General features: G+C 68.6%; 10 protein-coding genes. 9 read left to right on the forward strand and 1 reads right to left on the reverse strand.

What is annotated here, in order from left to right:
- Window positions 1-51 precede the first annotated feature (51 nt).
- From ACGFQC_RS01995 to ACGFQC_RS02035, 9 genes are all read left to right on the forward strand, one after another.
- On the forward strand, window positions 52-6,960 hold the full coding sequence (locus tag ACGFQC_RS01995) for a polymorphic toxin-type HINT domain-containing protein (protein WP_363088233.1): 6,909 nt from the start codon (window positions 52-54) through the stop codon (window positions 6,958-6,960).
- 142 nt (window positions 6,961-7,102) lie between these two features.
- Window positions 7,103-7,837, forward strand: coding sequence for a hypothetical protein (locus ACGFQC_RS02000; protein WP_363088232.1), 735 nt, complete (start codon window positions 7,103-7,105; stop codon window positions 7,835-7,837).
- 190 nt (window positions 7,838-8,027) lie between these two features.
- Window positions 8,028-8,348 carry a 50S ribosomal protein L21 gene (gene rplU / locus ACGFQC_RS02005; RefSeq protein ID WP_007381993.1) on the forward strand — a complete coding sequence of 107 codons (321 nt, stop codon included), beginning with the start codon at window positions 8,028-8,030 and terminating at the stop codon, window positions 8,346-8,348.
- 14 nt (window positions 8,349-8,362) lie between these two features.
- Window positions 8,363-8,617: a 50S ribosomal protein L27 gene (gene rpmA / locus ACGFQC_RS02010; protein WP_040253648.1), complete on the forward strand. Its 255-nt coding sequence runs from the start codon at window positions 8,363-8,365 to the stop codon at window positions 8,615-8,617.
- 125 nt (window positions 8,618-8,742) lie between these two features.
- A complete protein-coding gene (obgE, locus tag ACGFQC_RS02015) occupies window positions 8,743-10,188 on the forward strand; it encodes a GTPase ObgE (RefSeq protein ID WP_363088231.1) in 1,446 nt (481 codons plus the stop codon).
- A gap of 236 nt (window positions 10,189-10,424) precedes the next feature.
- Complete coding sequence (locus ACGFQC_RS02020) at window positions 10,425-11,669, forward strand: hypothetical protein (protein ID WP_363088230.1); 1,245 nt, start codon at window positions 10,425-10,427, stop codon at window positions 11,667-11,669.
- Window positions 11,670-11,927: 258 nt separating this feature from the next.
- The gene (locus tag ACGFQC_RS02025) at window positions 11,928-13,427 is read left to right on the forward strand and encodes a bifunctional cytidylyltransferase/SDR family oxidoreductase (RefSeq protein ID WP_363088229.1); all 1,500 of its coding nucleotides are present in this window, start codon (window positions 11,928-11,930) and stop codon (window positions 13,425-13,427) included.
- A 156-nt stretch (window positions 13,428-13,583) separates the two neighbouring features.
- Complete coding sequence (locus tag ACGFQC_RS02030) at window positions 13,584-15,653, forward strand: hypothetical protein (protein WP_363088228.1); 2,070 nt, start codon at window positions 13,584-13,586, stop codon at window positions 15,651-15,653.
- A 251-nt stretch (window positions 15,654-15,904) separates the two neighbouring features.
- Window positions 15,905-17,116: a glycosyltransferase gene (locus ACGFQC_RS02035; protein ID WP_363088227.1), complete on the forward strand. Its 1,212-nt coding sequence runs from the start codon at window positions 15,905-15,907 to the stop codon at window positions 17,114-17,116.
- Window positions 17,117-17,206: 90 nt separating this feature from the next.
- On the opposite strand, the gene ACGFQC_RS02040 is transcribed toward ACGFQC_RS02035, so the two are convergent.
- Window positions 17,207-18,601, reverse strand: a complete 1,395-nt coding sequence (locus tag ACGFQC_RS02040; protein ID WP_363088226.1) for a polysaccharide pyruvyl transferase family protein — start codon at window positions 18,599-18,601, stop codon at window positions 17,207-17,209.
- Window positions 18,602-18,711 lie beyond the last annotated feature (110 nt).

Raw genomic sequence — 18,711 nt, forward strand, 5'->3', positions numbered from 1 at the left:
CGATCAGGAAGTTGGCAGATGTTCTTCCGTGGCCGCTCACTGAGCCGCCGCATGCCCAGACAGACGCTGGTCGCGACAGTGATGGGGCTCTCCCTCGCGCTGTCCGCCTCGTCGGTCCAGGCTGTGGTGCTCGACGACGGCGACCGGGGCCGCACCAGCAGCCCCGGCGTCCAGGACGACGGGGATCCCGCCGAGGGATCCGACGCCAAGGCGAAAAAACGTCCCTCCGACCCGGCGCGCAAGGCCGCGGTCAAGGGCCTCGACAAGGCGGTGTGGCCGAAGCAGGGCGGCGCCGAGATGACCGTCGGCGCGGCCGCCGCCGCCGAGGCCGGCGGGCTGCCGGTCAAGGTGGGCAAGGCGAAGGCGCAGGCCAAGGCGGCGACGGTCGCGGAGAAGGTCCGCGTCGATGTCCTCGACCCCAAGCGGGCCGGGCAGCTCGGCGCCGGTGTCCTCCTCGGCGTCGAGCGCGCCGACGGCGAGGACAAGGCCGCCAAGGTCCGCCTGACCGTCGACTACTCGGAGTTCGCCGAGGGCTTCGGCGGCTCCTACGCCTCCCGCCTCCAGCTCGTGCAGCTCCCGTCCTGCGCCACGGTCGCCGTGCCCGGCAGCAAGGAGTGCCCGGAGCAGCCCAAGGTGCTGCCCACGGTCAACGACATGAAGTCGGGCACCGTCTCCGCGGACGTGACCGCTGCTCCGGCCCCGGCCGAGGGCGTGTCCACGATGGCCGGGACCGCGACCTCCCTGGTCGCCGTCGCGGCGGGCCCGTCCAGCGCCCAGGGCACCTACAAGGCGACGGCCCTCGCGCCGTCGTCGAGCTGGAGCGTCGCCACCTCCTCCGGCGCGTTCAACTGGAACTACCCCTTCAGGTCCGTGCCGACCCCGGGCGGCCTGACCCCGACCGTCGGCCTCGGCTACTCCTCCCAGTCGGCCGACGGCCGCACCTCGGCCACCAACAACCAGGGCTCGTGGATCGGCGAGGGCTTCTCCTACGACCCCGGCTACATCGAGCGCCGCTACAAGCCGTGCTCCGACGACGGCCACGACAACTCCGGTGAGCAGTGCTGGGCGTTCGAGAACGCCACGGTCATGCTCAACGGCTCCGCCGGCGAGCTGGTCAAGGACGACACCACCGGCAAGTGGCACATGTCGTCCGACGACGGCAGCAAGGTCGAGAAGCTGACCGGCGCCACCAACGGCGACAACGACGGCGAGTACTGGCGCATCACCACCTCGGACGGCACGGAGTACTACTTCGGCCAGAACCGGCTGCCGGGCTGGGCCACGGGCAACGAGGAGACCAACTCCACCTGGACCGCGCCGGTCTTCGGCGACGACTCCGGCGAGCCCTGCTACAACGCCACCTTCACCAGCGCGCACTGCCAGCAGGCCTGGCGCTGGAGCCTGGACTACGTCAAGGACACCCACGGCAACGTGATGTCCTACTTCTACGACCGTGAGACCAACTACTACGCGCTGAACGGCAAGACGGACGTCAACGGCACCGCGTACCACCGCGGCGGCTGGCTCAAGCGCGTCGACTACGGCCAGCGCGACGGCCAGGTCTACGCGGCCAAGGCCCCGGCGCGGATCGTCTTCAACACCGCCGAACGCTGCCTGCCCACCGCCGACTTCGACTGTGCGGAGAGCAAGCGCACCAAGGCGAACGCGGCCCACTGGCCGGACGTCCCGGTCGACCAGGAGTGCAAGGCGAGCACGAAGTGCACCTCGCCGGTCCAGACCTTCTTCACCACCAAGCGGCTGACCTCGGTCGTCACCCAGATGCGCAAGGACGCCACGGGCTACGACGACGTGGACGCCTGGACGCTGACGCACCTGTTCACCGACAACGGTGACGACTCCAAGACGCTGTGGCTGTCGAAGATCGAGCACGAGGGCCGCGCCGGTACGGCGATCAAGCTGCCGTCGGTGGACCTGTTCGGCGAGCAGCTCGCCAACCGCGTCGACGCGATCGGCGACAACATCGCACCGTTCCACCGCTTCCGGCTCTCGATGGTCCTCAGCGAGACCGGCGCCCAGCTCGATGTCAACTACGCGCCGACCGACTGCACCAAGGCCACGCTGCCCAAGCCGGGTGAGTCCACCAAGCGCTGCTACCCCGTGAAGTGGGCGCCGCCGGGCTACCTGGAGCCGATCACCGACTGGTTCCACAAGTACGTCGTCTCCGCGGTCATCGAGACCGACCGCACCGGCGGCAGCGACGGCATGGTCACCCGCTACGAGTACCAGGGCGACGCGGCCTGGCGTAAGGCGAAGCCGGACGGCATCACCGACGCCAAGTACCTCACCTGGGGCGGCTGGCAGGGCTACGGCAAGGTCAAGGTCACCTCCGGCACCGCCGACGTGCAGAAGACCCGCGTCGACTACACGTTCATGCAGGGCATGGACGGCGACAAGGACGCCTCCGGCAACGCCCGTTCGGTGACCGTGAAGGACTCCACGGGTGCGTCGTACTCCGACGACGAGGAGTTCACGGGCCACCAGCTGGAGGTCGCCACGTACGACGGCGCCAAACTGATCTCCAAGTCGATCCAGACCCCGTGGAAGCACTACACGGCCACCCAGGTCCAGAGCTGGGGCACCAGCCGCGCGGTGATCGTGCGCTCCCAGACCGGTCGCGGCCTCAACCTCCAGTCCGACGGCACCTGGCTGGAGACGAAGTCCACCACGACGTACGACACGTCGAACGGCACCGGCCGGGTGCTGACGGTCGACGACCAGGGCGACGTCTCCACCACCAAGGACGACACCTGCACCCGCACCACGTACGCGGACAACACGGCGAAGAACATCCTGTCGCTGCCCGCGCGCAGCGAGTCCGTGTCCGTGAAGTGCGCGACCACGCCCGACCGCAGGACGCAGGTCCTGGCCGACGAGCGCACCTCGTACGACAACCTCGCGTTCGGCGCGGCGCCCACCAAGGGTGACGCCACCAAGACCGAGCGGATGACGTCGCACAACGGCACCACGGCGACGTACCAGGTCACCGGCACCACGACCTACGACGCCTTCGGCCGTCCGCTGACGCAGAAGGACGCCAAGCAACAGGGCACGACGGAGCAGACGAAGACCGTCTACACCGAGACCAACGGTCTGCTGACGAAGACGACCGTCACCAACGCCGCCGGTCACGTCACCACCACCGACTACGCCCCCGCCTGGGGCATGTCCAAGGGCCAGACCGACCCGAACGGCAAGCGGACGGACCTCGCGTACGACGCCATGGGCCGGCTGACGTCGGTGTGGCTGCCGGACCGCGTGTCGACCCAGACGCCGAGCATCAAGTACTCGTACAACGTCCGCAAGGACAAGGTCACCTCGATCAAGACCGAGAAGATCGAGAACGACGGCAGCTACGGCGCCGAGTACCAGCTCTACGACGGCCTGCTGCGTCCCCGCCAGATCCAGACCGAAGGCCCGGACGGCACCCGCATGGTCGCCGACACCTGGTACGACGGCACGGGCAACGTCAAGAAGACCAACGCGACGTACAACGCGGCCGGCGCCGCCTCGGACGAGCTGCTGCTCGTCGCCAACGGCCAGGTCGGCCAGCAGAGCCTGATGGAGTACGACGGCCTGGGCCGCCCGACGGCGCAGATCCTCGCCGTCGGCGGTGGCGAGCAGTGGCGCACCACGACCACCTACAACGGTGAGCTGACCAGCGTCGACCCGCCCGTCGGCGGTGTCCCCACCACGACGATCACCGACGGCCAGGGCAACGTCTCGGAGATCCGCCACCACCGCGGCGCCTCACCGGCGGCGGGTGTGCCGTACGACTCGACGAAGTACACCTACACCGTGTCGGGCAAGTTGGAGACCGTCACCGATGCCAAGGGCAACGTGTGGCGGTACGAGTACGACCAGCTCGGCCGGCAGACCAAGTCGATCGACCCCGATGCGGGCACCTCGCGCGTGGAGTACGACGAGCTGGACCGGCCGATCGCCGCGTACGACGGCCGGAACAAGAAGACCTCCACGGTCTACGACAGCCTCGGCCGCGTCCTCACCACCTGGCAGGGCGACCCCACCACGGGCACCAAGCTCACGGAGACCCGGTACGACAAGGCGGGCTGGCTGGGTTACGCCTACGGCTCCTTCAGCTACACCTCGGCCACGGAGTACTTCGCCACGGCGATCCAGTCGATGGACGAGTTCTACCGCCCGCTGAAGACCGCCTACCAGATCCCCGCCTCGCAGGGCTCCCTGGCGGGAACCTATGTCTTCAGTACCTCCTACAACCAGGACGGGACCGTCCGGGGCGCCACTCTTCCGGCCGTCGGCGACCTGCCGGAGGAGCCGCTGACCTACACGTACGACAGCCTCCAGCGTCCCAAGACGATGACGGGCTCCACCTCGTACGTCACCAACACCGTCTATTCCGGCAAGAGCCTCGTCCAGCAACTGGAGCTGAGCACCGGCAGCGGCAAGAAGGTCTGGCAGACCTACAACTACGAGAAGGGCACCGAACGGCTCACCCGCTCGATCGTCGACGTCTACGGCGCGACGGCCCCGGCCAAGGACTCCCGGTACTCGTACGACCAGGCCGGCAACGTCCTGTCCATCGCGGACACCGCGAACTCCGCCTCGCCGGACATGCAGTGCTTCGCCTACGACGACCGCCAGCGGCTGAAGGACGCCTGGACGCCGACGGCCACCGCGACGAGCGCGGCCGGCATGGGCACACGTGGTTCCGCCACTCCGGTGGACGGCTCCGGCCCGACGGCCTGTGACTCCGCCGCCGGCACGAGCGCCCTCGGTGGTCCGGCCCCGTACTGGAAGTCCTACGAGACCGACGCCATCGGCAACCGCGTCTCGGAGACAGTCCACGACACCGGCCTCGACGCCGCGAAGAACATCACCCGCAGCTACGAGTACGGCACCGCGGGCACGCTGGGCGACGGTCCGCACCAGGTCACCAAGATCGTCGAGAAGACCCCGACGGGTGACCGGCAGTCGACGTACGAGTACGACGACTCCGGCAACACCACCAAGCGCACGATCGGCGGCAACGCCCAGTCCCTGCTCTGGACCGACCAGGGCAAACTGAGCGAGGCCACCGAGGCGAACGGCTCGAAGACCAGCTACCTCTACGACGGCTCCGGCAACCGCCTGGTGCGCAAGGACCCGTCGGGGACGACGGTCTACCTGCCCGGCACCGAGCTGAAGCTGTCGGCGGACGGCACCAAGAAGGAGGCCACCCGCTACTACGAGTACGCCGGCCAGACGGTCGCGGTGCGGACGGCGGGCAAGGTGTCCTTCGTCGCCTCCGACCACCACGGCACGGGCGAGGTGGCGATCGACGCCGCGACCGGCGCGATCAGCCAGCGCCGCTTCGACCCCTTCGGCGTCGAACGCGGCGAGAAGACTGGTGTCTGGCCCGGCGAGAAGGGCTACGTCGGAGGCACGATCGACGCCTCGACCGGCCTGACCCACTTGGGCGCACGTGAGTACGACTCCACGATCGGCAAGTTCATCTCGGTCGACCCGATCATCGACCGCACCCAGCCGCAGCAGATCAACGGCTACTCCTACGCCAACAACTCCCCGGTCACGCACGCCGACCCCAGCGGCATGATCATCCCGGAGTGCCGCGAGGGTCTCATCGAGTGCCGCGGCGGACAGCCGTACTACCCGAAGAGCAACGTCGACAAGGCGCAGTCGGACTACGACAAGGCGTCCTGGAACGTCACGCAGGCACAGAGCCAGCAGTCCGCGGCCAAGCAGCGCATCAAGTCCGCGGGCAAGGCGCTGGTCAAGATCGCGCGCGACATCCTCGGTGTCGACGCGGCCCTGGACTGCATCTCCACCGGTGACGTCGGCGCCTGCGGCGAGACCCTGCTCAACATCGCGGGCAGCTTCGCGGGCGGCCTGGCGGGCAAGGTCCTCGCCAAGTACGGCGCGCCCTGGAACTGGGCCAAGGGCATCAAGCTCGCCAAGAGGATCACCGGCCTGGTCGGTGATCTGATCGGCGGCGCCAAGGACCTGTGGAAGGCCAACAAGGCCATCGGCAAGGCCCAGGCAGGCCTCGCCAAGGCCGGGGACAAGCTCAAGGCCGCCAAGAAGAAGGCGGCGGAGGCCCTCAAGAAGAAGAAGACCGAGTGCCACAGCTTCCTGCCCGGCACGAAGGTCCTGCTGGCCAACGGCAAGACCAAGCCGATCGAGAAGGTGGTACTGGGTGACAAGGTCGTCACCACCGATACGGCGAACGGCAAGAAGACGGTCCGTGAGGTTGCGGGCACCATCGTCACCGAGGACGACAAGTCCTTTTCCGACCTCACGGTTAAGACCGTCTCAGGCAAGGCTCAGGCTCTGGTGGCCACGACGACTCACCCCTTCTGGGTGCAGTCGGAGCAGGCCTGGATCAAAGCTGGCGATCTCAAGTCCGGTATGGCTCTGTATACGCCATCGGGTGACACGGTCGAGGTCGAGGCCAACCGTCACTTCGAGAAGAGGCAGCGCACGCACGACCTCACAGTGACAGGTATTCACGCGTACTACGTGTTGGCAGATACCACTCCACTGCTGGTGCACAACTGCGATCCGAAGGAGTGGGAGCCGGGCCGTGACGGTGCCGACGACACTCCGCAGGGTGAACTTCCTTCGGATGCCGGCATCGAGCCGGGCGAGGCTCTGGGGGACGGCGGCTACCACTATGTGGTCAAGAAGGACGGCTCGTTGCGTGCCATGCAGGATGAGGCTATGTGGGAACTCGAGGCGAGCGCCGGCCACACCAGCCTCGCCAACAGGCAACCTGTACTCATGGCGGGAACGTTCGACGTTCAGGGAGGTGTCATCACGCGCTTCGATAACTTCTCCGGTCACTATCGGCCTAGCGACACGCCTGGGCACATGCCGTTGGAAGCAGTGGCTCGTGCGGCCTTCAGCCGACATGGTCTGCCGCAACCGGCTCCAGGGGCTTGGGATCCCTTCTCCTTCGGCTAAGGTCGAAGGAGATGTGAATCTGCGGTCTGAAAAGTAACAGCCATCGGGTGGATGTGCAGAAATTACACACATCCACCCGATGGCTCACTTCTTTTGATGTGTTTACATAACTGTTCATAGCTTTATCGGTAGGGGTGACCTGGTGGATCGTTCTACTTTTCAGGAACTGCTGCCGCGTCTCATGGAGGGGCGGGGGCTGGACTTTCGGCTCGTTTCGGAGCTTACTGGCCTACCGCAGGCGGAGCTTATGGCGGTGGCTGATGGTGTGATGCCAGATTCAGAATTTCTGGGTCGACTCGCTCCGGTCCTGCGGTGGCGTGCCGTGGATCTACTGGTCGTCGCCGGAGCTTCCGTGCCGGAGGACGAGCTTCGCTTCGATGGGGAATCCAGAATATGGATACCTCGGCTGGTGAGCAGCGCTATGCGTATTCCTGTGAATTCTCGAATCGAACTTCTCGAGTATGCGCGATCCATGCCTGAGGGCGAGGTGAGGGGGACTTCCTCGATCCCTAAAGCGTATGAGCAATACGGTGCGAGTTCTGGTGCTTTGGTCGTGCGTATGCTCGCCAATAGAAACCTTGATTGGCCGACATCTGCCAAGGTGTTGTACCATGCTTCAGGGCTGACTTTCGCTGCGTCCACCATCGGAGCTATCGCGCATGGCCGGAAGGGGCTTACCCCTGATTTGGTGGATGCGTTCGGTGGAATTCTAGGTATTCCGTCAAGCGACCTCAGCGCCCTCACTGGCGTCGAAATGTCTGACGACTCCAGTAAGCGGACTGCGGAAGAGATTGCTGATTTGATTTGGGAAGTCCGCTTTTTGGACCACGGCCGTCTGCGGGTACTGGCTGAGGAGGCGCACCGCATGGGTGGGTGAAGACCCGGTTTGACCCCTCAAGCCGGGCCCCGTAACCTTGACCGTCGGCGTGTCGATCGGCACGCCACATCCCCGTAAACCTCTTCCTTCCGGACGCCGGTCTGCCGGTGGCCGGGAGAGGTCGCCCGTGTTTCCCGCCCGGGCGGCTGGCCTGCGGGGGTGCCGTTCTCCGAGCGAAAGAGAGACCCGCGTGTACGCCATCGTGCGCAGCGGTGGTCGCCAGCACAAGGTTGCTGTCGGCGACATCGTTGAGGTTGACAAGATTTCCACCGCCAAGGTTGGCGACACGGTCGAGCTCTCGACCCTGCTCGTGGTCGACGGCGACGCTGTGACCAGCGACCCGTGGGTGCTGGCCGGCATCAAGGTCCAGGCCGAGGTCGTGGACCACCACAAGGGCGTCAAGATCGACATCCTTCGCTACAAGAACAAGACCGGTTACCGCCGTCGTCAGGGCCACCGCCAGCAGTACACGGCGATCAAGGTCACTGAGATCCCCGCGGCTGCGAAGTAAGGGACTGAGGAGACATGGCACACAAGAAGGGCGCATCGTCCACCCGGAACGGTCGCGACTCCAATGCCCAGCGGCTCGGCGTGAAGCGCTTCGGCGGTCAGGTCGTCAACGCGGGTGAGATCCTGGTCCGCCAGCGCGGCACCCACTTCCACCCCGGCTCCGGCGTCGGCCGCGGCGGCGACGACACGCTGTTCGCGCTCCAGCCCGGTGCGGTGGAGTTCGGTACCTTCCGCGGCCGCAAGGTCGTGAACATCGTTCCGGTCGCCTGACCTCAGGCTTTTCGGGAACGCTTCGCGAGGCGGACCTCACTTCCCTTCCGGGAAGGCGGGTCCGCCTTTCGCGTGTTAGCACAGGTAACACCCGTACATCACGTACATCACTGGAGGCACCCACCATGACCACCTTCGTGGACCGCGTCGAGCTGCACGTCGCCGCGGGTAACGGAGGTCACGGCTGTGCCTCCGTCCACCGTGAGAAGTTCAAGCCGCTCGGCGGCCCGGACGGCGGCAACGGCGGCCGCGGCGGGGATGTCATCCTCACCGTGGACCAGTCGGTGACCACACTGCTCGAGTACCACCACTCCCCGCACCGCAAGGCCACCAACGGCAAGCCCGGCGAGGGCGGCAACCGCTCCGGCAAGGACGGCCAGGACCTGGTCCTGCCCGTGCCGGACGGCACCGTCGTCCTGGACAAGGCGGGCAACGTCCTCGCCGACCTCGTCGGCCACGGCACCTCCTTCGTCGCCGCCCAGGGCGGCCGCGGCGGCCTCGGCAACGCGGCGCTGTCCTCGGCCCGCCGCAAGGCGCCCGGCTTCGCGCTGCTCGGCGAGCCCGGCGACCTGCACGACATCGTGCTGGAGCTGAAGACCGTCGCCGACGTGGCGCTGGTCGGCTACCCGAGCGCCGGCAAGTCGTCCCTGATCTCGGTGCTCAGCGCCGCCAAGCCGAAGATCGCCGACTACCCGTTCACCACGCTCGTGCCGAACCTCGGCGTCGTCACCGCCGGCTCGACCGTCTACACCATCGCCGACGTCCCCGGCCTCATCCCCGGCGCCAGCCAGGGCAAGGGCCTCGGCCTGGAGTTCCTGCGCCACGTCGAGCGGTGCAGCGTGCTCGTGCACGTCCTGGACACCGCGACCCTGGAGTCCGAGCGCGACCCGGTCTCCGACCTCGACATCATCGAGGAGGAGCTGCGCCAGTACGGCGGGCTCGGCAACCGCCCGCGCGTCGTCGTCCTGAACAAGATCGACGTACCGGACGGCAAGGACCTCGCGGAGATGGTGCGGCCGGACCTGGAGGCGCGCGGGTACCGCGTCTTCGAGGCGTCGGCGGTGGCGCACACCGGGCTCAAGGAGCTGTCGTTCGCGCTGGCCGACATCGTCGGCAAGGCGCGCGCCGCGAAGCCGAAGGAGGAGGCGACCCGGATCGTCATCCGGCCCAAGGCCGTGGACGACGCCGGCTTCACCGTCACGCGCGAGGAGGTGGACGGGGAGCTGGTGTTCCGCGTCCGCGGCGAGAAGCCCGAACGCTGGGTGCGCCAGACCGACTTCAGCAACGACGAGGCCGTCGGCTACCTCGCCGACCGTCTCAACCGGCTCGGTGTCGAGGACGAGTTGATGAAGGCGGGCGCCCGCTCCGGCGACGGCGTCGCCATCGGCCCCGAGGACAACGCGGTCGTCTTCGACTGGGAGCCGACCGTCACGGCCGGCGCCGAGATGCTCGGCCGCCGCGGCGAGGACCACCGCTTCGAGGCCCCGCGCCCGGCCGCCCAGCGCCGCCGCGACCGCCAGGCCGAGCACGACGAGGCGGACCAGGAGTTCGAGGGCTTCAAGCCCTTCTGAGCCACCGGCTCCACCCGCACGGAGACCCGTCACGGCATGCGCCGCGGCGGGTCTCCCGCTGTTCCCTCCGCCGTCACGGTGCCCGGTCGGTTCCCTCCGCCGTCACGGTGCCGGGCGGCTTCCTCCGCCGTCACGGTGCCGGGCGGCTTTCCACGCCGTCACGGCGCCCGGGACTCATCGCGGTCCCAGGCTCCTCTCAGCGTCGCCTCAGGAAGGCCTCTTACCGTCCTCTGACCATGGAGACGCACTGTACGAGTGACGAGAACCCCCTGAGCGACCCGCCGGGCGCGCCCCAGGCCGACTCCCGGAACGCGGCCGGCACGACCCCCGTGCCGCCCGGCACCCGGCTGCTGCACATCGGGCCGCACAAGACCGGCACCACCTCGATCCAGGGCGCCCTGTTCGCGGCCCGGGACGCGCTGCCGGCGTACGGCGTGGAGTTCCCGGCGACCAGCAGGCACCCCATGCAGGCGGTGCTGGCCGCCTGCGCCCGTCCCGGCATGATGGGGGACACCGCGCCCACCGAACGGCACTGGACGCGGCTGCTCCGACAGGTGCACGCCACCGGCCCGCGCACGTCCGTGATCAGCAGCGAGTTCTTCGCCGACGCCCCCGACGACGCGACGGTCCGGCGGATCGTCGAGCAGCTCGGCGAGGACCGGGTGCACGTCCTGGTCACCCTGCGCCCGCTGGCGCGGATCATGCCCTCGCAGTGGCAGCAGTACGTGCAGAACGGGCTGCGCATGGGTTACGAGGACTGGCTGGAGCACATGCTCCGCAAGGCCCCCTACGACAAACCCACCCCCAGTTTCTGGCGGCGGCACCGGCACGACCGGCTGGTGGAGCGGTGGGCGGCGGCGGTGGGGGCCGACCGGGTCACCGTCGTCGTGGTCGACGACCGGGACCGGGACGGGCTGATGCGCACCTTCGAGGGGCTGCTCGGACTGCCCGAACGGCTGCTGCGGGCCGTACCCGACACCGCGAACCGTTCCCTCACCCTCGCCGAGACCGAGATGCTGCGGAATCTCAATAAGGAATTCCGCGGCAACGGCCTTCCCGACGAGCTCTATTCGAAGCTGATCCGCAACGGCGCGGTCATGCATTTGAAGAACACGTGCAGCCCCACGGCCCGGGACGTGAAGATCTCCACGCCGGCCTGGGCGACCGAGCGCGCCGCCGCCGTCGGAGCCGCGGCCGTTGCCCGGATCGGGGCGACGGGCGTGCGCGTGCTGGGGGATCCGGGCCTGCTGTCCACCGTGCCGGGGCCGGTGGGGGCCGTGACGGAACGGGCCCCGGAGGCGACGGTGCCGGGCGGGCCCGTCATCGCGGCGGAGGCGGCGGCGCAGGCGCTGTACGGGGCGCTCGCGGCGGCGGCCGCGGCATCGGACCGGCGTCACGCGCGGCCGGTGCACCAGACGCCCTCGAAGGAACTCGTGAAAGTGCTCGGTCACCGCTGCCTGAAACGGCTGCGACGCCGGTGAGCCGCAATCCCGTCACTCTCGGCAATCCGTTACCGTCTGTGCGGTTACTCACAGGATTTAACGAGAGGGTGTCAGGAAGGCTCACCCGTGTCGGGCCAATCACCCGCACCGTATGGTTCATCCGCCCCGGCTTCATCCGCACCACAAGGTGAATGACGGGTGGCGCGCACATATGCACTGAACGGCGCTCACCTTGCATCGCGGTTACCGCAAGTGGGAGCATTTCCCCGTTCCCTGTCGCCCCAAGGTAGGTCACCCGTGTCCCAGCGCATAGCCAAGCCCCGTACCACCGCAGTGATCCTGGCCGGTGGCACCGGCCAGCGGGTGGGTCTGTCGATCCCGAAGCAGTTGCTGAAGATCGCCGGCAAGGCCGTCATCGAGCACACCCTGACCACCTTCGAGCACGCCGACTCCGTCGACGACGTCATCGTGCTGATGGCGCCGGGCTATGTGCCGGACGTCGAGAAGATCGTCGCCAAGGCCGGGTTCACCAAGGTCTCCCGCGTCATCGAGGGCGGCTCCACCCGCAACGAGACCACGGAGCGGGCCATCTCCGCCCTCGGTGAGGGCCTGGCCGAGGGTGAGGACCTCAACGTCCTCTTCCACGACGCCGTGCGCCCCCTGCTCTCGCAGCGCGTCATCGACGACTGCGTCGCCGCGCTGGAGCGCTACCAGGCCGTCGACGTGGCCATCCCGTCCGCCGACACCATCATCGTCACCCGCACCCACGGCGAGGACGGGGAGTTCATCACCGAGATCCCCGACCGCTCCCGGCTGCGCCGCGGCCAGACCCCGCAGGCCTTCAAGCTCTCCACCATCCGGCGGGCCTACGAGGTCGCGGCGGGCGACCCCAACTTCCAGGCCACCGACGACTGCACCGTCGTGCTGCGCTACCTGCCGGACGTGCCGATCCACGTCGTGGCGGGCGACGAGTACAACATGAAGGTGACGCAGCCCGTCGACGTCTTCATCGCCGACAAGCTGTTCCAGCTCGGCTCCACCGCCGCGCCCGAGCAGATGGGCGAGGAGGCCTACCGCGACCTGCTCACCGGGAAGACCCTCGTGGTCTTCGGCGGCTCGTACGGCATCGGCAAGGACATCGCCGAACTCGCCCGGTCCTACGGCGCCCGCGTCTACGCCCTCGGCCGCTCCACCACCAACACCCACGTGGAGAACCCGGAGGAGGTCGACGACGCGCTGTCCAAGGCCTACGCCGAGACCGGGCGCATCGACTACGTCGTCAACACCGCGGGCGTGCTGCGCATCGGCAAGCTCGCCGAGACCGACAACGCGACCATCGAGGAAGCGCTGAAGGTCAACTACCTGGCCCCGGTCCAGATCGCCCGTTCCGCCTACAAGTACCTCTCCGAGACCAAGGGCCAGCTGCTGCTCTACACCTCCAGCAGCTACACCCGCGGCCGCGCCGAGTACAGCCTGTACTCCTCGACCAAGGCCGCCATGGTGAACCTCACCCAGGCCCTGTCCGACGAGTGGGCGGCCGACGGCGTCCGCGTCAACTGCGTCAACCCGGAGCGTACGGCGACCCCCATGCGCACCAAGGCCTTCGGCCAGGAGCCGGCGGGCAGCCTGCTCTCCTCGGAGACCGTGGCCCGCACCTCCCTCGACGTGCTCCTCTCCGAGCTGACCGGACACGTGATCGACGTCCGCCAGCAGGACCCCACCGCCGACGCCTCCCGCGCCTCCGGCTTCGAGCAGGCCCTGGCCGGCGTGCTCGACCGACAGGACGGCGTGGCATAATCAACCGCCATCAGCCTTGAAATTCAGGCCTCTGTGGCTCCCTGTTTACGGGATATTCACAGAGGCCTGAATCCGTAAAGCTCCGGAAACCTTCACAACGCATTTTCCGGACTTTTCGGATTCACTGACCGGCCCCCTCCCAGAGCAGGTTTCTCCGTGATAACGACCGCCATTCGCGTCGCCCGGGTGGGCAGCGTGGCCGAGCTGGCCGCGGTGGCCCTCATGACGCTGGGCTTCCCCTGCCTCATGCTGGCCGCGCTCGTCCCGAACGTCCCCGCCTTCGCCGCCGCGGCAGCCGTGACCTACCTTGCGGACCTCTACCTCCACCGCAAGGGCAGCTACCTCGTCAGCCTCCTCGGCAAGGTCAGAGCCGGCCTGTCGACCCGGTTCCTGGTGAGGGAGCTGCTCCTGATCCTGCTCTTGGCCAGGCTCGGCCTGTCGCAGGAGCAGGTCTTCTACGCGGCGATCGCCTGCTTCACGGTCTTCTTCGGCCTCCAGGCCCCGCACGGCGCCCTCGTCACCCTGATCGGCAACCGCCGCCAGATGCCGGTCGTGACCCGCAACGTCGACCTGGTCTCCCGCCTCACCGTCCCCGACGCCCCGCCGCGCCTCCTGCTGCGCCGGGCCGACGTGAAGATGCTCCACCTCGACCTCGCGGCGGTCGGGGGCCTGCTCGCGTACGCCGTCACCGACAGCGAGACGGCCGGCTTCGCCGGAGCCGGCGTCACCCTGGTCCTCGGCACCCTGTACGTCCTCGCGCTGATGCCGTACCTGCGCGCCAAGCGGATCCCGCCGAAGGCCGACAAGGTCCTCAAGGCCGTCAGCGCCTGGCTGCGCGAGTACCGCCCGCAGACGGTGCTGTACTTCTCCGGCTCCGCCGACTCCGCCTACCAGCTCAACATGTGGCTGGAGACGATGGAGCAGATCGAGTCCCGCCCGCTGATCATCCTGCGTGAGCGCGTCATCCTGGAGAAGATGGCACCCACCACGGTCCCGGTCGTCTGCGTGCCCGGGGGGGTGCACCTGATGAACATGGACCTCTCCATGGTGCGGGTCGCGTTGTACGCGGCGAACGTCGGCAAGAACATCCACCTGCTGCGCGTGCCCACCATGAAGCACGTCTTCATCGGCCACGGCGACAGCGACAAGCTCGCCAGCGTCAATCCCTTCAGCAAGGTGTACGACGAGGTGTGGACCGCCGGCCGCGCGGGCCGCGACCGCTACGCCATCGCCGACGTCGGCATCCGCGACGAGGACATCGTCGAGGTCGGCCGCCCGCAGCTCGCGCCCATCGAGCCCTGGCAGGGCGCGCCGGCGGACCGGATCCCGACCGTGCTGTACGCGCCCACCTGGGAGGGCTGGGACGACGACCCGGGCAACACCTCGATCCTGCTGGCCGGCGAGAACATCGTGAAGAAGCTGGTCGCGGCCGAACCCCCGGTCCGGGTCCTGTACAAGCCGCACCCCTTCACCGGCACCCGCAGCGCCAAGGCCCGCGCCGCGCACCGCCGGATCACCGCCCTGGTCGAGAAGGCCGCAGCCGAGCGCGCCGCCGACCCCCGGTTCACCGCGGACCCGGCCGCCCAGGCGAAGGCCAGGGCCGAGCTGACCCGCCTCAAGGCCCGCCTCGACGAGCTCTCCCTCACCTTCGACGAGAAGGCCGACGAGGCGGTGACGAGCCGCGACGGCCTCGTCGACATGCGCAAGCACCAGGAGGCCGCCCGGCTGCGCGCCGACTGGAACGACGCCTACTGGCGCTCCTTCCCGTCGTACGAGCACCGCGTCGTCACGGGCGGCGAGCCGCGCCTGTACGACTGCTTCAACGCCTCCGAGGCGATGGTCTCGGACATCTCCAGCGTCGTCTCCGACTTCATCGCCAGCGGCAAGCCCTACGCCGTCACCGACTCGGCCGAGCTGGGTGCGGAGGAGTTCCGGCGGCAGAACACCGCGGTGCGCGCGGCCGTGATCCTCACCAACGACGCCGCCGGGGTGCAGCAGCTTCTGGACGCCGTCCGCGACCCGGCCGCCGACGCGCTGGCCGCGGACCGCAAGGAACTGAAGGAGTACCTGCTCGGCCCCGACGAGCCGACCTCCATCGAGCGGTTCGACACCGCGATCGCCGACCTCACGCTGAAGGCCGAGGCCCGCAACGTCGGCCATGAGTCCCGCGTCGTCGCGGCGGCCGGAGAGGCGGAACTGGCGGAGGGCGGCGTGACCGCGGTCTGAGGCCCCCGCGTGTGAGGCCCCCGCGCGTGTGTGTGAGGCCCGCGGTACGAGGCGCCCGGTCCAAGGCGCCTGTGTGACATCGGCTCGGCCCCCGGAGAGTGAATCTCCGGGGGCCGATCCGTTTCCCCGGGCTGTGACGCGGCACACATCCAGGGCGCAGGTAACGCGAGCAACCCCTTTCTGTGATCCCCCGTCTATCGGGTTGCCCGATCTTTGACCAGGGGGCAAACAGTGCGTGACGAGGGGGAGAAGTGACCGTGGCGGAGCCCGATGTCAGTGTGATCATCGGGGCGTACGAAGCGATGCCGTACCTGGTCGAATGCCTGGCATCGGTGGAGGCGCAGTCCCTGGACCCGGCGCGCGTCGAGGTGATCGCGGTCGACGACGGCTCCACGGACGGCAGCGGCGACTGCCTGGAGGAGTTCGCCGCCCGCGCGCCCATGGCGGTCACCGTGATCCGCCAGCCGAACTCCGGCGGCCCCAGCGGCCCGCGCAACGTCGGCCTGGCCAAGGCCACCGGCCGTTACGTCTTCTTCCTCGACGCCGACGACCGGCTCGGGCCCGAGGCCCTGGAGCGCATGGTCGCCATGGCCGACCGCAACGGCACGGACGTGGTCCTCGGCCGCGTCGAGGGCGTCGACCGCAAGGCACCCCGGTCCATGTGGGGCAAGACCCTGGAACGGACCGACGTCTTCTCGTCCAACATCAAGTTCACGCTCAGCGCACAGAAACTGTTCCGGCGCGCACTGCTGGAGCGGCACGGCATCCGCTTCGACGAGTCCCTGTGGACCGGCGAGGACGCGGTGTTCACCATGGAGGCCTACCTGCGGGCCGACGGCGTCTCCGTGGTCGCCGACCACACCTGCTACTACCTGGTGGGCCGCAGTGACGGCAAGCACGTGACCAAGAGCGGCAGTTACACCCTGCGCTTCGACTCCGCGCGCGCCCTGATGGAGCTGATCGCCCGGATGCTGCCGCCCGGACCCAAGCGGGACGTGCTCATGGTCCGCCCGTTCCTGGTGACCGTCCTGCCGCAGTTCGGGCCGGTCTTCCTCAGGAACGACGAGGAGATCCGGCGCACCAAACTCGAACTGGCCGGGCCGCTCATGGACGCGTACTGGAACGAGGGCGTCTCCCACCGACTCCGGGTCCACGAGCGGCTGCGCCTGCACCTGGTCGCCGAGGGGCGCCCCGACCTCCTCGCGGAGGTCATCGAGTTCATCAAGGACAAGCGCGAGCCGGCCCCCGTCCTGGAGAAGCGCGGCACGCGGCTCTACCTCGCCTACCCGCACTTCCGGGACCGCGCGGCCGGCGTCCCCGACCGCGTCTACCTCGCCGAGCCCCGGGAGGCCAGGGGGTTCCCGGGCTGGCGCCGGGGCCCGGCCGAGTCCTTCCTGCGCAGGGCGACCCGCAAGGTGCGGCGCACGCTGCGCCGGCTGAGGGCCTGGCCGGCGGCGGCGTGACGCGGTTGACGAGGGTGACGCGGCCAACGGCGGTGTGACGCGGTTGACGCGGCCGGCGGCGGTGTGCGGGGGCGGAGAGGGGCCCCAGGACTACTTCGAGGGCTTCAGCGCCCGCCGCAGCGGCCCTCCGACCACCCGCCGGGCACGCCGGTAGATCGAGGGAGTGACCAGAGCCGCCTTGGCCGCGCCCCGTGCCACCGCCCGGCTCTTCGTCAGCTCCCGCTTCAACTCGGTGTTCTGCGACTCCAGTTGGCTGACCTGCTGCTGCAGCCACCCGAACCGGCTCGTCAGCGAGGCGAGGTCGGCCTCGTTCCAGGGCCGCACTCCGGCCGGGAAGGACAGCGACCGCAGCTTCTTGTCGAAGGCCGCGCCTCCGTCGCCGTGCGTGAAGGTGTTCTCCAGGCCGTTCTTGTCGAGGAAGCCCGTGAACCGCTCGAAACGCTGCCGGTGGTTGCCGGTCAGCGGCCCGAAGTCGGCTTCCTCGTAGAGGGTGGCCGGGTCGAGGTCCGCGGGCACCTCGTTGAGGAGCCGGTGCGGGATCTCGAAGTAGCGGCACAGCTCCAGCGTGCGCGAGTCGAAGGCCAGCACCGTCGCGGGCGTGCCCGCCAGCAGCGCCGCGATGTTGCCGTGGATCCGCGAACCGAACGAGTAGTCGAAGTCGCGGAGATCGTCCATCCAGGTGACCGGGTCGACGTACACCCGGACCTTGTCCTCCCGGTACATCGGGTGGTCGGGGTGGGTCGGCATCTGCGTCATGCGGCCGGCCGGGGAGTCCACGTCACGCCAGTGGAGCTGCTTGGCGTCGGTGAGGTTCTGGCCTATGTACCGCAGGTTCGGGTAGTGCGCGTGGGTCCGCGTGATGATCCGGTGCAGGCCCCCGCTGCGCACCGCGGTGTGCGAGCCGTTGACGGCTATGCGCGACTCCGGGGTCAGCGACCCGGCCCGCTTCTCCACGGTCAGCCGGTCGCCGTGCAGGAACATCGACGGGCAGCCGATGACCTCCACGTCCCGGAAGCCCATGTCGGTCAGGTACTTCCCGGTGAACTCGCCCCGCACGCCTATGGACGCGCTGCGCTCCAGCACCGCCGAGCAGAACGCCCGCACGGTGGGCTCCATGGCCTTCAGCCGCGCGGGGTCCTGGTCGAGGCCGGCCTGCGCGCCGACGCCCAGCACCACGACCGGGATCCTCAGCTTGCCGATCAGCCGGGTCAGCCGCTGGAGCGCCGGCTCGAACGTCGGCCGGAAGGCGTTGGCGAGCGGCACGACGAAGGCGTCGTACTCCTCGTTGATCCGCCCCGCCGCGGCCACCTCGGTCCGCATGCTGTTCGAGACCACCTCGGTGTCCGGGGTGGTGAGGATCTTGTGGGCGGCATCGCTGAAGATCAGGTTGCCGGAGTTGGTGGCGATCACATCGCGATGGAGGGCTTCCTCGACGGAAAGTACGTCGAAGGGGCTCTTCCCCGACCTCAGGAGTATGCGCTTCACAGAGTGAACTTTAGGTCACGCGAACTTCCGGGGAAATTTCGGATCTCTTCAAATTTCCCGTGGAACCCGTACAAGCTCTTTGCCCTATGCAAACGGTGAACGCCCGCGAG

Source organism: Streptomyces sp. NPDC048734 (assembly GCF_043198675.1).
GTDB lineage: Bacteria > Actinomycetota > Actinomycetes > Streptomycetales > Streptomycetaceae > Streptomyces.

Bases quoted from the DNA above. Each gene is read 5' to 3' on its own strand.
- ACGFQC_RS02020 (WP_363088230.1), top strand. From the start codon at position 10,425: ATGGAGACGCACTGTACGAGTGACGAGAACCCCCTGAGCGACCCGCCG.
- ACGFQC_RS01995 (WP_363088233.1), top strand. From the start codon at position 52: ATGCCCAGACAGACGCTGGTCGCGACAGTGATGGGGCTCTCCCTCGCG.
- obgE (WP_363088231.1), top strand. From the start codon at position 8,743: ATGACCACCTTCGTGGACCGCGTCGAGCTGCACGTCGCCGCGGGTAAC.
- rpmA (WP_040253648.1), top strand. From the start codon at position 8,363: ATGGCACACAAGAAGGGCGCATCGTCCACCCGGAACGGTCGCGACTCC.